This is a genomic window from Polaribacter vadi, assembly GCF_018861005.1.
Lineage (GTDB): Bacteria > Bacteroidota > Bacteroidia > Flavobacteriales > Flavobacteriaceae > Polaribacter > Polaribacter vadi_A.
In genome coordinates, this window is sequence record NZ_JAHKQL010000022.1 from 141,939 (window position 1) to 156,563 (window position 14,625).

The 14,625-nt window shown below is 27.4% G+C and carries 16 protein-coding genes; 7 read left to right on the top strand and 9 right to left on the bottom strand.

Annotated features, from left to right (window positions below):
* Positions 1–23: 23 nt before the first annotated feature.
* The 7 genes from KO506_RS11460 to KO506_RS11490 form a co-directional block, all read right to left on the bottom strand.
* Complete coding sequence (locus KO506_RS11460) at positions 24–1,034, bottom strand: endonuclease/exonuclease/phosphatase family protein (RefSeq protein ID WP_303436690.1); 1,011 nt, start codon at positions 1,032–1,034, stop codon at positions 24–26.
* A gap of 21 nt (positions 1,035–1,055) precedes the next feature.
* On the bottom strand, positions 1,056–1,904 hold the full coding sequence (locus tag KO506_RS11465; protein ID WP_215995047.1) for a rhomboid family intramembrane serine protease: 849 nt from the start codon (positions 1,902–1,904) through the stop codon (positions 1,056–1,058).
* Complete coding sequence (locus tag KO506_RS11470) at positions 1,904–2,635, bottom strand: rhomboid family intramembrane serine protease (RefSeq protein ID WP_215995048.1); 732 nt, start codon at positions 2,633–2,635, stop codon at positions 1,904–1,906. The genes KO506_RS11465 and KO506_RS11470 overlap by 1 nt, the downstream gene beginning before the upstream one ends.
* A gap of 2 nt (positions 2,636–2,637) precedes the next feature.
* Positions 2,638–4,455: a DNA mismatch repair endonuclease MutL gene (gene mutL, locus KO506_RS11475; protein WP_215995049.1), complete on the bottom strand. Its 1,818-nt coding sequence runs from the start codon at positions 4,453–4,455 to the stop codon at positions 2,638–2,640.
* Positions 4,455–4,730, bottom strand: coding sequence for a riboflavin synthase subunit beta (locus KO506_RS11480; protein WP_215995050.1), 276 nt, complete (start codon positions 4,728–4,730; stop codon positions 4,455–4,457). Before KO506_RS11480 ends, mutL begins: the two co-directional genes overlap by 1 nt.
* Positions 4,731–4,983: 253 nt before the next feature.
* Positions 4,984–5,490 carry a 6,7-dimethyl-8-ribityllumazine synthase gene (gene ribH, locus KO506_RS11485; RefSeq protein WP_215995051.1) on the bottom strand — a complete coding sequence of 169 codons (507 nt, stop codon included), beginning with the start codon at positions 5,488–5,490 and terminating at the stop codon, positions 4,984–4,986.
* 75 nt (positions 5,491–5,565) lie between these two features.
* On the bottom strand, positions 5,566–6,333 hold the full coding sequence (locus KO506_RS11490) for a tetratricopeptide repeat protein (RefSeq protein ID WP_215995052.1): 768 nt from the start codon (positions 6,331–6,333) through the stop codon (positions 5,566–5,568).
* A 113-nt stretch (positions 6,334–6,446) separates the two neighbouring features.
* Here KO506_RS11490 and recF point away from each other — a divergent pair, with 113 nt between their 5' ends.
* Together recF and KO506_RS11500 are read left to right on the top strand one after the other, a co-directional pair.
* Positions 6,447–7,526: a DNA replication/repair protein RecF gene (gene recF / locus KO506_RS11495; protein WP_215995053.1), complete on the top strand. Its 1,080-nt coding sequence runs from the start codon at positions 6,447–6,449 to the stop codon at positions 7,524–7,526.
* A 93-nt stretch (positions 7,527–7,619) separates the two neighbouring features.
* Entirely contained in the window at positions 7,620–7,916 is a 297-nt protein-coding gene (locus tag KO506_RS11500) for a DUF721 domain-containing protein (protein WP_215995054.1), read from the top strand.
* Between the two features lie 373 nt (positions 7,917–8,289).
* Here KO506_RS11500 and KO506_RS11505 read toward each other — a convergent pair whose 3' ends face one another.
* Entirely contained in the window at positions 8,290–8,709 is a 420-nt protein-coding gene (locus tag KO506_RS11505) for a nucleoside-diphosphate kinase (RefSeq protein ID WP_215995055.1), read from the bottom strand.
* A gap of 219 nt (positions 8,710–8,928) precedes the next feature.
* Here KO506_RS11505 and KO506_RS11510 point away from each other — a divergent pair, with 219 nt between their 5' ends.
* From KO506_RS11510 to KO506_RS11530, 5 genes are read left to right on the top strand one after another with little or no spacing between them, the layout of a single operon-like run.
* Entirely contained in the window at positions 8,929–9,957 is a 1,029-nt protein-coding gene (locus tag KO506_RS11510) for a DHH family phosphoesterase (protein WP_215995056.1), read from the top strand.
* A 16-nt stretch (positions 9,958–9,973) separates the two neighbouring features.
* Positions 9,974–10,477, top strand: coding sequence for a gliding motility-associated peptidyl-prolyl isomerase GldI (gldI, locus tag KO506_RS11515; protein WP_252726853.1), 504 nt, complete (start codon positions 9,974–9,976; stop codon positions 10,475–10,477).
* A gap of 9 nt (positions 10,478–10,486) precedes the next feature.
* On the top strand, positions 10,487–11,212 hold the full coding sequence (locus KO506_RS11520) for an FKBP-type peptidyl-prolyl cis-trans isomerase (protein ID WP_215995058.1): 726 nt from the start codon (positions 10,487–10,489) through the stop codon (positions 11,210–11,212).
* Positions 11,213–11,215: 3 nt separating this feature from the next.
* Positions 11,216–12,373 (top strand): peptidylprolyl isomerase, encoded by a 1,158-nt coding sequence (locus tag KO506_RS11525; RefSeq protein ID WP_215995059.1) that lies wholly within the window; start codon positions 11,216–11,218, stop codon positions 12,371–12,373.
* 1 nt (position 12,374) lies between these two features.
* Complete coding sequence (locus tag KO506_RS11530; RefSeq protein WP_215995060.1) at positions 12,375–12,956, top strand: phosphatase PAP2 family protein; 582 nt, start codon at positions 12,375–12,377, stop codon at positions 12,954–12,956.
* A gap of 4 nt (positions 12,957–12,960) precedes the next feature.
* On the opposite strand, the gene KO506_RS11535 is transcribed toward KO506_RS11530, so the two are convergent.
* Positions 12,961–14,622, bottom strand: coding sequence for an ArnT family glycosyltransferase (locus tag KO506_RS11535; protein ID WP_215995061.1), 1,662 nt, complete (start codon positions 14,620–14,622; stop codon positions 12,961–12,963).
* Positions 14,623–14,625: the final 3 nt, after the last annotated feature.

Genomic DNA, 14,625 nt, shown 5'->3' on the forward strand with positions numbered 1-14,625 from the left:
GCTTTACGCGAATATAGAGATTCTTACCAATTTATTTTAGCTTGAATAGGGAAGTGATCTGAATTTTTTTCTGTAAATGATGTAAATTGATTAATTTCTGCGTTTTCATCCGTTAAAATAAAATCGATTCGCATAGGAAACCAATAATTAAAAGATTTACCAAAACCTTTACCAGCCTCAATAAATGCATCTTTTTTATCTTCGGATATTTGATTATACACCCAAGAATAGGAAGTGTTATTAAAATCACCAGCAACTATCTTTTTGCCTTTCCATTTTTTTTCGTGTTCTAAAAATAAAGAAGTTTGTTCTGCTTGTTTTTTAAAGCCTTCTTTTAATCTTGCTACTAATTTTTCTGAATTTTCTTGTCCAAAGTTTTCTTTATCTGTGTTTAAACCTAAAGATTGTAAGTGAATGTTGTAAATTCTAATGGTGTCTTTCTTTTTTAAAATGTCAGCAAAAATGATATTGTTAGACGTGTTTTTAAAATCAAAAGAACCTTTATTAATTATCGGAAATTTAGAGTAAATAACTAATCCAACATTAGTATTTAATTTGCTCGGTTTTAGGTATTTGTATTTATAGTTAAAATTTAATCCTTTCTGATTATAATATTCTTGAAAAAGTAGAATATCTGGCGATTCATTTTTTATAAAATTATTGATGTTTTCTGGTATTTTTTTGTCATCAATCCAATTCCAATAATTAAACATTCTAACATTATAACTCATTACTTTTAAATCTTCTTTGTTAGAAATCTCTTTTTCAGAAAATTTATAAATATTAGGTATTATAAACCAACCAAGTAATAAAATTAAGGTTGATAAAAGGAATTGTTTTTTTATGTTGATAAGCCAATAGAGTACAAAAACTAAGTTAATTACAATTAAAATAGGGGCTAATAAGCTTAGTATTGCAAATATAGGAAAAGACTCAGGAGAAACATAAGGCAATAAATATGAAAATAACAAACAAGTAGCCATCAATGAATTGATGATATAAATAAGCTTATTTATAAAAGATAATTTTTTCACGTTGGGGAGTTAAAAAATGAACTATTTTTTGCCTTGTCTAAACAAAAAATCTTTTTCTGCTTTGGTTAAAGTATCGTAACCAGATTTACTAATTTTATCTAAAATATCATCAATCTGTTGTTGATTTAAATTGGTATTCGTTTTCTTTTTTACTTTTGATTTATGCACCGTTTTTAATGGTGATTTCTTTTTCTTTTTAAAAAGATTTGCAATTTTATCGAATATTTTAATTTCTGTATTACTCGCTTTTTTAACGTATAAAAAACCAAATAAAGCACCACCTAAATGTGCAAAATGACCTCCAGCATTATTACCAATTAATGCCATAACATCTAAACCAATCCAAATTGCAGCTAAATGCCAAAGTTTTACAAAACCTATAAAACGTAATTTTAATTGATAATTAGGTATGTATGCAGCTATACCAATAAAAATTGCAGAAATACCTGCAGAAGCACCAATTAATATAGATGTTTCACCATCAAACAAAGGAAAATAATTCTGACTAAAAATAAATAAAATTCCACCGAAAAAAGTACCTAATAAATAGAAACTCAGCAATTGTTTTTGAGTAAAATATTCAAGAAATAAATTACCTATAAAATACAAAACCATAAGATTCATTAAAATATGAAGAAAATCGGCATGTAAAAAACCATAAGAAATAATAGACCAGGGTTTTGTAAATAAAGATTTTATTTCATCATCTAATGAAAACCATTCAACTAACCAGTTTATTTGTCCTTCATATAAACCTTGAAAAACACTTACTAAAATGGTAATAACGAATACAGCAATATTTATAAAAATTAGTTTTTCTACAATATTACCAGTAATATATCTTCTTTTTATTTCGTCTATTACACTCATTAATTTACTTTAAATTGATTTTTTTTCCAGTACCAAGCAATTAAAAAACCTATTAATGCACCACCAACGTGTGCAAAATGAGCAACATTTCCAATATAATACTTTGTCATTCCAAAGAATAAATCACCTAAAATCATAACAGGAATAAAGTACTTTGCTGCAATAGGAACAGGAAAAAATATTAATGCTAATTTTGCATCTTTAAAATATAACCCAAAAGCAACTAAAATTCCGTAAACAGCTCCAGAAGCTCCAACTGCAGGTGTGTTATATAAAGACCAAATTTTATTAAACTGATCTTGATTAATTACTTCTGCTAATCTAGGATCATTTGTGCTACCAATTTCTAAGATTGAGATTACTTCTGAATCAGTTAAACCAGCATTTATAAAAATTTCATAAATACCATTAAACTGATAGTAATTAACCAATGTATAGATTAAACCTGCACCAATTCCTGCAGAAAAATAGAAAAAGAAAAACTTTTTCTTGCCCCACATTTGTTCTAAAGGAGTACCAAAAGCCCATAAACCATACATATTAAATAAAATATGAGAAAAGCTTCCGTGCATAAAAATATGTGTGACATATTGCCAAAATCCAAAGTGTTCATTTCTTGGAAAATGTAAAGCCAAAATATTTGTAAAATCTAATTGTAATATTTGTGGTGCAATAAAAAATATTACATTTATAATAATTAGATGTTTTATAGCGTCTGTAATTCTATTCATTTTTAACTGTTAAATAGATTATCTATTTCGTTTAATGTAAGCGTTTTAAAAGTTGCTTTACCTGTTGGAGAAACTGTTGGCTCTTTACAAGAAAATAAATTATTTACTAAACTTTCTTGTTCTTGTTCAGAGAGTTGAGTTCCAGTTTTAATCGATAATGTTTTAGCAAATGATTTGGCCATAACATCAAAATGACTAAAACTTGTATCTGGTACTTCTAAATTTATATCATTTAAAAGTTCCTCTAATATAATAGTAATTTTACTTTCTGTAACAGAAACCGGAATTCCTTTAATAGTAACACTGTCTTTGGTAAATTCATCAAAAGAAAAACCTGCATTTTCTAATTCGGTTTTTATGGTGTATATCATTTCTATTTCTTGTGATGAAAAAGAAATTTTAACAGGAAACAATAATTGCTGACTATTAGCTTCTTTTACAGTGATACTTTCTAAAAAATCTTCGTACAAAATACGTTGATGTGCCAAAGATTGATGAATTAAAACTACACCAGATTTTATTAAACTCATTACATATTTACGCTGAATTTGAAATGTTTTTTGTGTTTTAGTTTCTGGTTGATGTTCAAATAATTCCTCTTGTCTTTCTGTTTGATGATTAGAAACAGAAGTATATAAACTTTCCCAGCTTTGTGTATTTTGCTCTCTTTTGTAAGGAAAACTAGTTTCTTTCTGTTTTACATCTTCTTTAAAAGGGTTAAAATCAGGATCTACAGTAATTTTTGGTGTAGATGTTTTTGTGTTATTTTTATTTAAATGATAAGGTATGTCTAAATTTGAATCCCTATTAAAATCTAAAACAGGAGCCACATTATATTGTCCTAAACTATGTTTAACAGTCGCCCTTAACATCGAGTATAAAGCCTTTTCGTTATCGAACTTTATTTCTGTTTTTGTAGGATGAATGTTAATATCTATAGTGTTTGCAGGTACTGTTAAATATAAAAAATAGGAGGGATGTGATCCTTGTTCTAACAAACCATCAAAAGCATTTACTACTGCGTGATTTAAGTAAGAACTTTTTATAAATCTGTCATTTACAAAAAAGAATTGTTCGCCTCTTTTTCTTTTAGAAAATTCTGGTTTTGCTACAAATCCGTTAATATTTAAAATATCTGTTTGTTCATTTATTGGCACTAATTTTTCATTCATTTTTGTACCAAAAACAGCTACAATTCGTTGTCTTAAATTGCCATTTTTTAAATGATAAACCTCATTGTTATTATGGTGCAATAAAAAAGTAATATCTGGATGTGCTAAAGCAACTCGTTGAAATTCATCTATAATATGTCTGGTTTCAACAGTATCAGATTTTAAGAAATTTCTACGAGCAGGAATGTTGTAAAATAAATTTTTTACTGCCAAACTTGTTCCTTTAGAAGTTGAGATAAAATCTTGAGAAACTACTTTACTGCCTTCAATTTTTAGGCAAGAACCTAATTCCTCATTTTCTTGTTTTGTTTTTAATTCTACGTGTGCAATTGCTGCAATAGATGCTAAAGCTTCGCCTCTAAAACCTTTTGTACAAAGATTAAATAAATCTTCTGCTTTTTGAATTTTAGAAGTTGCGTGTCTTTCAAAACACATTCTGGCATCTGTGGCACTCATTCCTTTGCCATCGTCAATAACCTGAATTAAAGTTTTACCAGCGTCTTTTAGTAATAATTTTATACTAGTTGCACCAGCATCTATAGCGTTTTCTAACAATTCTTTTACCACAGAAGCAGGTCTTTGCACTACTTCTCCTGCAGCAATTTGGTTCGCTACATGATCTGGTAAAAGTTGAATGATGTCTGACATTAATTATTAATGAATATGGATAAATCGAAATCTATAATATACAAGAAAGTTAAAACTAAAATTAAAACAATGTAAACAATTGTCTTATTAAACTTGTTTTCTGAATCTTTTAATTCGTTTATGGCTGCAGAAAATTTAGATTTTAAGCCTTTGTTTTTTCCTGTTGTAGTTCTAAATTTATCTAGTTTATGTTCTATTTTAAAAGGACTTCCTTCTCCTTTATAATAACGAGGTTGGTAATCAAATTTTTTATTTGTTCTTTTTAAAAATCCCATAATTTTAGATAATAATTGGTGAATAATGGTTTAGAAATCTCAAATATTGTACCAAATTTAAGGATATCAAAATTAAAGAATTAAAAGGAATACTTCAAGGAATGATGTTAAAAGTATTCTTAAAAATCCTGCATGATTTTTAAACCACTTTAGGTTTGTATATTCTTTTAAATTAAGAGAATTCCTAAAAGGTTAAAGAAATTTTGTATTAGAATTAAAAAAAAAATGATTTGTATTTTAAACCTCTATTTAATTAAAAACCAATGCTATCAGAAGTTCTATCTATATTTTTAAGAGCTGCCATTTTTACAGCTGCAACAGCACATTCTATACCTTTATTACCTAATTTACCTCCAGATCTATCTATTGATTGCTGTTTGTTATTATCTGTTAAAACACAGAAAATTATTGGAACATCATATTTAATATTTAAATCTACAATACCTTGTGTAACTCCTTCACAAACAAAATCGAAATGTTTTGTTTCTCCTTGTATTACATTACCAATAGCAATGATAGCATCTAAATTTTGAGACTGTATCATTTTTTTGCAACCGTAAACAAGTTCAAAACTACCAGGCACATCCCAAGAAATTATATTTTCTTCAGTTGCACCACAGTCTAAAAAAGCTTCAATAGCTCCTTTTTTTAGGTTTTGTGTAATTTCTGGATTCCATTCAGAAACAACAATCCCAAATCGAAAAGTCTTCGCATTTGGGATTGTTGTTTTATCGTAATATGATAAATTGGTTGTAGCCATTTGTTGGTTTTTGGTTTATTGTTGTTGATTTTTAGTAATATTTGTAACTAAAAACTAAAAACCAAGAACTAAAAACTATTGAGCATATTTTGCTGCATTGATAAATTTTTCTACATCTCTACCTTGATCAGATTTTGGGTAGCTTTCTTTAATTTTAGAAAATAAATTTTCTGCTTTACTGTATTCTTTTAAATTCATAGCAGTTTGCCCTGCTTTGTATAAAAATAAAGGAGTTGTAAAATCGTTCGTTTTTTTGTTAGCTGCTTTTTCATAGTATTCTAAAGCCTCTTCTTCTTGTTCAATATCAGAAAAAGCATCACCAATTGCACCTAAAGCAACAGGACCCAACATTTCATCATCAGAATCAAATTTGCTTAAAAATTCGATAGCTTTATCATATTGTTTCATTTGTAAATAAGAAACACCAGCGTAATAATTTGCCATATTTCCTGCATCTGTACCACTATAAGAATCAGCAATATCTAAGAAACCGTATTTACCATCTGCACCTTCTAAACCTAAAGTTAAAAGAGAATCTATACCAGAACCAGCAGTTGCTGCTTCATCAAAATATTTTCTAGGAAAAGCCAATTCGTTAGACGCATCTAATTCATTTGGTTCTACTATATATTTATTATATCCTAAAAATGCTAAGAAAATAACAACAATTGCTACTAAAGCACCAAATAAAACTTTACTATTTTTCTCAATCCATTGTTCAGATTTAGAAGCAGTTTCATCTAAAGTATTAAATACTTCAGCAGTTGTACTGTCCATATTTTCTACTTGTTGTTCTTCTTGTTTATTCTTAGGTTTGTATCCTCTCTTCTTGTATGTTGCCATATTTCCTTAAAAATTAGTGGCGCAAAAATAGTTTTTTTAATTGGATTTTAAAAGAGGTTATTTCGCAAAATTTTCAATAATTTGCAATCCTTTTTTAATCTAGTTTTTTACAAATGTATTTACAGAAAATTTCTATTGTAAATTTTAAAAATATCGAATCGCAAACTTTTGATTTTCAGGAGAAAATAAATTGTTTTGTGGGTAATAATGGTGTAGGTAAAACTAATGTTTTAGATGCAATTTATTACTTGTCTTTTACAAAAAGCTACTTTAATTCAGTGGCTGTGCAGAATATTAAACATGGTGAAGGTTTTTTTATGATAGAAGGTAATTACCTTTTAAATGATAGAAATGAAAAAATTGTATGCAGTTTAAAAAAAGGACAGAAAAAGGTTTTAAAGAGAAATGAAAAAGCTTATGGAAAATTTTCTGAACATATAGGTCAGTTTCCTTTGGTAATCATTTCGCCTGCAGATCGTGATTTGGTTACAGAAGGTAGTGATACTCGTAGAAAATTTATAGATGGTGTAATTTCTCAACAAAATAAAGCCTATTTACAAGATTTAATTGCTTATAATAAAGTGCTAAGCCAGAGAAATGCATTATTAAAATATTTTGCAGCAAACAGAACTTTTGATGCTTTAAATTTAAGTGTTTATGATGAGCAATTAGCTAATTATGCAAGCAAAATATATAAAGTAAGAAAGACCTTTTTAGGAGAGTTTATTCCGATTTTTAATGAAAAATATCAGATTATATCTGGTGATAAAGAGCAAGTAAATCTTAATTATAAAAGTCAGTTACTTGATTTTAATATGGATGATTTGTTAAAAAAATCTTTAGAAAAAGATAGGGTAATTCAATATACCACATCAGGAATTCACAAGGATGATTTAAGTTTTGAAATTGGAGATTATCCTATTAAAAAATTTGGTTCTCAAGGTCAGCAAAAATCATATTTAATTTCTTTAAAATTGGCGCAATTTCAATTTATAAAGCAACAATCTAATGTTACTCCTATATTATTATTAGATGATATTTTTGATAAGTTAGATGAAAATCGTGTTGCGCAAATTATAGATTTAGTGAATAATGATGAGTTTGGACAGATTTTTATTACTGATACTCATTCTGAAAGAACAGAGAATATTTTAAAACAAGGTGATAAAGAATATCAAATTTTTAAGTTGTAGTGTATTGAAAGTAGTAAGTTTATTTTTAAAAGTTTAATTCATTTTAAAAAAATAGATTGCACATCAATAAAAAAGATTTGTAAGAATAAAAATATGGCAAAGAGAGAAAATGATTCCTTTTCGATAGAAGATTTAATGAAAACCTTTATCAAAGAAAATAATTTGAGCAAAGGAATGCAAAAAATGAAAGTTGAAGAAACTTGGCTCAAAATGATGGGGCCAGGAGTTGCCACGCATACTACTTCTGTAAAATTGCAAAATAAAACTTTAATTATTCAATTAAAATCGTCTGTATTAAGAGAAGAATTAAGTTATGGAAAAGACAAAATCATTAAAATGATGAATGAAGAATTAGGAGAACAAGTAATTACAAAATTGATGTTAGTTTAAATGAAAAATTATTGCCATAAATTTATGAGAACAATGATCATTTTATTGAGTCTATTTTGGGTGTATCAGAATATAAACCTTTATTAACTTTATCATTTTACAAATGTTCTTTTTGCTTTTAGATATTCTAATTGGGCTTTATTTTTTTAAGTTTTTTTTGGTGTTTTTAAATTAAGATAATTTATAAATAAAAAGTAATTTTAATTACAGAGAAAGTAAATAACAAATGTTTTTTTTTAATTGTATTTAGGGTAATTTAGGTGTTGATTAATTTTTTTTTAAGAGAAGTATTTATTTGATTTTTAAAAAAGAAAACTCGCAACCAAAAAGGTTGCGAGTTTTTAAAAATATTTTTTTGAACTTAAATTCTAAATTAGAATTGCTCTCTACCAGAAAAGTGAAAGTTTCCTTCGATTTCAGCATTTTCATCAGAATCAGAACCATGAACTGCATTTTCTCCCATAGAAGTTGCATATAATTTTCTGATTGTTCCTTCAGCTGCATCAGCAGGATTTGTTGCTCCTATTAAAGTCCTAAAATCACTAACTGCATTTTCTTTTTCTAAGATTGCTGCAATTATTGGTCCTCTTGTCATAAACTCAACTAATTCTCCAAAAAACGGACGCTCATTATGCACAGCATAAAAAGTTTCAGCATCAGCTTTTGTCATTTGAGTTTTCTTTAACGCTACAATTCTAAATCCTGCAGCATTAATTTTTTCTAAAATTGCACCAGTGTGTCCGTTTTCTACAGCATCTGGTTTTAGCATTGTAAATGTTCTATTTGTTGCCATTTTCTATAATTTTCGGCAAAAGTACATCTTTTATTGTTAATAACAAGTTAATGATATACTTGTGTTAATTCTAACTGTATTATATGGTGTTTACTATTATTAAAAGAGTGTTTTTATTTTCTTAAATATTAAACTTTAACTCACTAAAATTGTCCTTATATTTATATGTATAAGAAAATATATTTTAATCAATGTTATTAAATTGTATATTCGCAAATTATGATTTTGAAAGGATTTGAAGATTTAAAAGAGTTTTTAGAAGAACCAAAAAAAATAGTAATTGTAGGACATAGAAATCCTGATGGTGATGCTATGGGTTCTACTTTAGCGTTAAAGCAATATTTAAATAAAAAAGGCCATAAAAGTACAGTTGTTGTTCCTAATGATTATCCAGATTTTTTAAAATGGTTGCCAGATTCAGACTCAACTTATTTATTCGATTGGCAAAATAAACAAGCTAAAAGAGCAATAAATAATTCTGATATTATTTTCTTATTAGATTTTAATGCATTGCATAGAGTAGGTAGTGATATGCAGAATACATTAGAGGCTTATGAGAACGATTTTGCAATGATAGATCATCATCAACAACCAGATGATGTAAAATATATGTATTCTGATACAGAGATCTGTTCTACTTGTCAAATGGTGTATCAGTTTATTGAAATGAATAACGATTTAGATTTAATTGATGCCAATATTGCAACTTGTTTATACACTGGTATAATGACAGATACAGGTTCTTTTCGATTTAGATCTACCACAAGTACAACCCACAGAATTATTGCTGATTTAATTGATAAAGGCGCAGAAAACGATAGAATACATAATAACGTTTATGATGCCAATTCTTACAATAGGTTGCTATTATTAGGTAAAGCTTTAAGTAATTTACAGATTTTACCTAATTATAATACAGCTTATATTACTCTAACAGACGAAGAAAAAAAACGTTTCGACTTTCAAAAAGGAGATACAGAAGGTGTTGTAAATTATGCATTATCATTAAAAGGTATAATTTTTGCAGCTATTTTTATTGAAGACAAAGAACAAGGTATTATTAAAATTTCTTTTAGATCAAAAGGGAAATTTTCTGTAAATCAATTTGCGAGAAACCATTTTGATGGTGGAGGACATGATAATGCTGCAGGTGGTAGGTCAGATTTACCAATGGCAAAAACAGTAACAAAATTCACATCATTAGTTTCAGAATATCAACAAGAATTAGAAACCTCTTATGAAGCATAGTTTTTTGTTTTTTTTGATGATAGTTTGCTTTTCGTGTTCAAAAATTGAGCCTAGAAAACCTATTAATCCCAAACCTTCTACCACACTTTATTTTGAAGCAATGCAACAAAATAAAATTTTAAATAAACAAGAAGAGAGTAAGATTTTAAACTTAATAGAGAACGATTCTTTAAATACTTATTACCAATCTTCAAATGGGTTTTGGTATAAATACATCAACAAAATTACTGAAGATTTGCCAACTCCTATAAAAGGAAATGAAGTTACCTTTCAATATAATATTACAGATTTAAAAGATTCAATAATTTATAGCAAAGAGGAATTAGGAATTAAAACTTATGCAATAGATAAACAAGACATTATTTCTGGCTTACAAAAAGGAATAAAGTTGATGAAAATAGGAGAAACCATTACATTTGTAATTCCATCTTACAGTGCTTATGGTGTTGCAGGCGATGGAAAAAAAATTGGAATAAATCAATCAATAAAAAGTACAGTAACATTAACAAATATTAAATAAACAAATAAAATGAGAGTATTAAAAAGTTTAGCAATTATTACAGTTTTAGGAACAATGGTTTCTTGTGGAAATCAAGTAAAAAACGCAAGTTCTTTAGAAACTGAATTAGATTCAGCTAGTTATGCTTTAGGTTTAGATATGGCTTTAAAAGTAAAAGCTAATTTTGATGAAGCAGATACAGATTTATTTTTACAAGGTTATAGAAACGGAATTGATTCTACAAACTTGTTAATAGAAGAAAAAGACTTAAGTAATTTTTTAAGAGCTTTCTTTCAAAAACAACAAGCAGAAAAAATGAAAGAACAGCAAGCTAAAGCAGAAAAAGATGCTTTAATTAAATTTGCTGATGTTAAAAATGCGGGTGAAGAATTTTTAACGCTAAATAAAGTAAAAGATGGTGTAGAAACTACTGCAAGTGGTTTACAGTATATTGTACTAAAAAATGGTAAAGGAGATAATGTAAAGCCTACAGATAAAGTTAAAATCCATTATCATGGAACTACAATTGATGGTGAAGTTTTTGATAGTACTGTAGATAGAAAATCTCCATATACATCAAATGCAAATGTTTTTGTACCAGGTTTTAACGAAGCATTAACTTTAATGAATGTTGGTTCAAAATATAAATTTTTCATTCCTCAAGAAATTGCTTATGGAGCACAACAAAGAGGGCAATTAATTAAACCTTTTTCAGCTTTAGTTTTTGAAATTGAAATATTAGAAATTGTTAAGTAATAGATGAAAAAATCAATCTATATTTTAGTTTGTTTCTTTTTAATTATTGGTTGTCAATCTCCAAAATATAAAGATTTACAAGATGGTTTGTATGCAGAAATACAAACGAATAAAGGAGATATCTTATTAGAACTATACCCAGAAACTGCACCAATGACAGTTGCTAATTTAGTGTCTTTAGTAGAAGGAACTAATAATAAAGTTGCAGATTCTTTAGAAGGTAAAAAATTTTATGATGGTATTCGTTTTCATAGAGTTGTAGATAATTTTGTAATACAAGGAGGTGACCCAACAGAAACAGGAAGAGGAACTCCTGGTTATAGGTTTGGTAGCGAGTTTACTAAAGATGAAAATGGAAATTTGCTTTATAAACATGATGATGCAGGCGTATTTTCTATGGCAAATGGAGGTCCAGAATCTAATGGAAGTCAGTTTTTTATAACACATAGAGCAATTCCTCATTTAGATGGTAAACATACTGTTTTTGGTAAAACAATTGTTAATTCAATTCAGTTAGCAGATTTAATAACAAAAGCTAAAGACTCTTTAAGTTTAGAAAGAGCAATAGATTCTTTAAGAATGGCTGTTGTTTTTAATATAGAGCAATTTGATACTATTAATACAATAGAAATTGTTAGAATTGGTAGTAAAGCAAAATCTTTTGATGCAGCAGAAATTTTTGATGCAGAATTAATTAAATATGCAGAAGGTAAAAAAGATAGAGAAAAAGATCTTTTAAATGCAGAGGCTGTTAGGTATTCTAAGTATTTAGAAGATAAGGTTACTTTTTTAGCTAAAATGGATGAAGATAAAGCAACAAAGACAAGCTCTGGCTTACGTATTTTAAAGCTTAAAAATAATCCTTCAGGAGAAAAAGTTGTTACTAATAAACCTATTAAGGCACACTTTACATTATATACTGCAGATGGTAAAAAAATACAATCTACAGAAGATTCTGGTCAGCCTTTTGTTTTTCAGTTAGATGATGCAGAAAGACCAATGATAACAGGTTTTAAAGAAGGTGTTGCAGATATGAGAGTAGGTGAAAAAGTACGTCTTTTTATACCTTATTATATTGGTTTTGGTGAAGCAAAATTTGGACCTTTTCCAGCAAAATCTGATTTAGTTTTTGAAGTAGAAATTTTAGAAATAAATAAATAATTTGTTCGATTTTATAATTAAAAAAGATCAAGAATTATTAATATTCTTAAATAGTTTAGGAAGTGAACAATGGGACCCTTTTTGGTTGGCAATAACCAAACAATTTAACTGGGCACCATTGTTCCTTTTTGTTATTATCTTAATATTTAAATTTTTTGGTTTAAAACGTGGAGGTTTTGTAATATTATCTCTAATAATTTTAGTAGCCTTTTCTGATCAGTTTGTAAATTTAATTAAGAATTCTGTAGAAAGATTAAGACCAAATAACAATCCAGAAATAAATCATATCATAAGAACTTTTACTTATTCTCCTGGTGGTTTTAGTTTTGTATCTGGTCACGCAACAACATCTACATTTTTTTCTGTATTTGTAATCCTTTTGCTTAAAGATAAATTCAAATACATTTACTTCATTTTAATTTTTCCACTATTTTTTGCATATAGTAGAATGTATTTAGGAGTGCATTTTCCTTTGGATATTACATTGGGCGCTTTAATTGGTTTTACGCTGGCAAATTTGTATTATTTGCTGTTTAATAAAGTAGATCAGAAGTTGTTTGCAAAACAAATTGCAAAAGAGTAGCTTTTTAATTAACTTCTACCAAATATCTGATTTCTAAAGCCTCTTTTCTAGTATCTTTTTTTAGAAATTTATTATTAATTCTACTTACAGCAAAGTTTTCGATTTCTTTTATTATTTTAAAATTTACGTTTTGTCTTTTAAATAAATCAATTTCTTTTTTATTAAGATAAAAAATACGTCCTTTTTCTTGATGGATTTTTAAAGTATCAATTCTTTTAAAATTATCTTTTAAATAATATTCGAAGGCAAAATGACGATTCATATTATCTAACAAACTTCCTTTGCCTTTATAATTTTTATTTACAAAACGAGCTGCACTTACACCTCCTTGATAAGGTAAAATAGTTGGATAAAAATGTGTGAATAAAAAGGTGTAAATATTTAAAAAAAATACTGTAGAAACAAGGAATAGTTTCTGAATTGAGCTGTTTTTAGATTTGTAAATACTTCTGAATATAAAGATTGAAAAAGCTAAAACTGCTAAAAGTACAAAGTTAAATTCAGGTTGCATTACATAAAATAGAAAGCCGATAATTAAAATGGCAATTACATTTTGAAACCAGAAAATTACAGCATAACCTTTTGTAGTAACAATCCTATTGTTACTTAATTTGTCAATAAAATCAGCAACAATAATTGCCATAAAAGGAAATACAATATTAGTATAATGAGCTAATTGAAATTTACTTAAAGAGAAAATAATTATGGCTGATAAACATCCAAAAAGACTATAGAATTCCTCTTTTGTAATTATTTTTTTAAGGTTTCTTTTTACTTTGCTAAAAGTTGCTATGTAAAAAAGGATTCCAAAAGGTAAAAAAGCCCAAAGAATAGTGTGTAAAAAGAACGTTTTATCTCCAGTTCCTTTTATAGGGCCAGAATTAAAAAATCGACCAAACTGACTATCCCAAAAGAAAAATTTTAGTCCAGAAACATTGTTTCGTTCAAAAACTAGTTTTTCAGGATGCATATCAAACTGAACATATAATGTGTAAAGTTCTGGTAAAATAAAAATGAAAATTAGTACGGTTGCAAATAACCAAATAGGGTTAATAATTTGTTTCCATTTTCTTTTTAAAAACAACTCACCACCCAATGCAGCTATTATAGGAATCATCGCAAAAATACCTTTAGTCATAATTGCAAATGCAGAAAAAAGACAGGCAAAAATTAAATGTTTTATTCGTTTGTTTTTTAAGTAAACATCAAAATAATAAATGCTACTAATCATAAAAGCAGTTAAATAAGCTTCAGCTCTTACATCAAAATTAGAAATAATACTATGAGTTGCAGTTGCTAAAATAATTGCAGCATAAATACCAGTTTTTGTATTGTAATTATTTTTAGTGAATTTATAGGTGGTATAAATTCCGAAGAAAAAAATAAGCACTGCAGGTAGTTTGTAAGCAAAATTAGTAACTCCAAAAATTTTATAAGAAATTGCAGTAAGCCAAAAAGGTAAATGAGGTTTATCTAACCAATCATGGCCTAAAGAATATAGGTTTATATAATCGTTACCTTCTGCTATACTTTTAGAAATTGATGCGTATAATGCAGCATCAGGATCTATTAAATCTAAAGGAAGCCCAATAATAGTAACAATTAAAATTAAAGTAAAAATTAAAAAAAACAGATTATTTTCTTTTGATAAAAATTTGGCTAACATAAG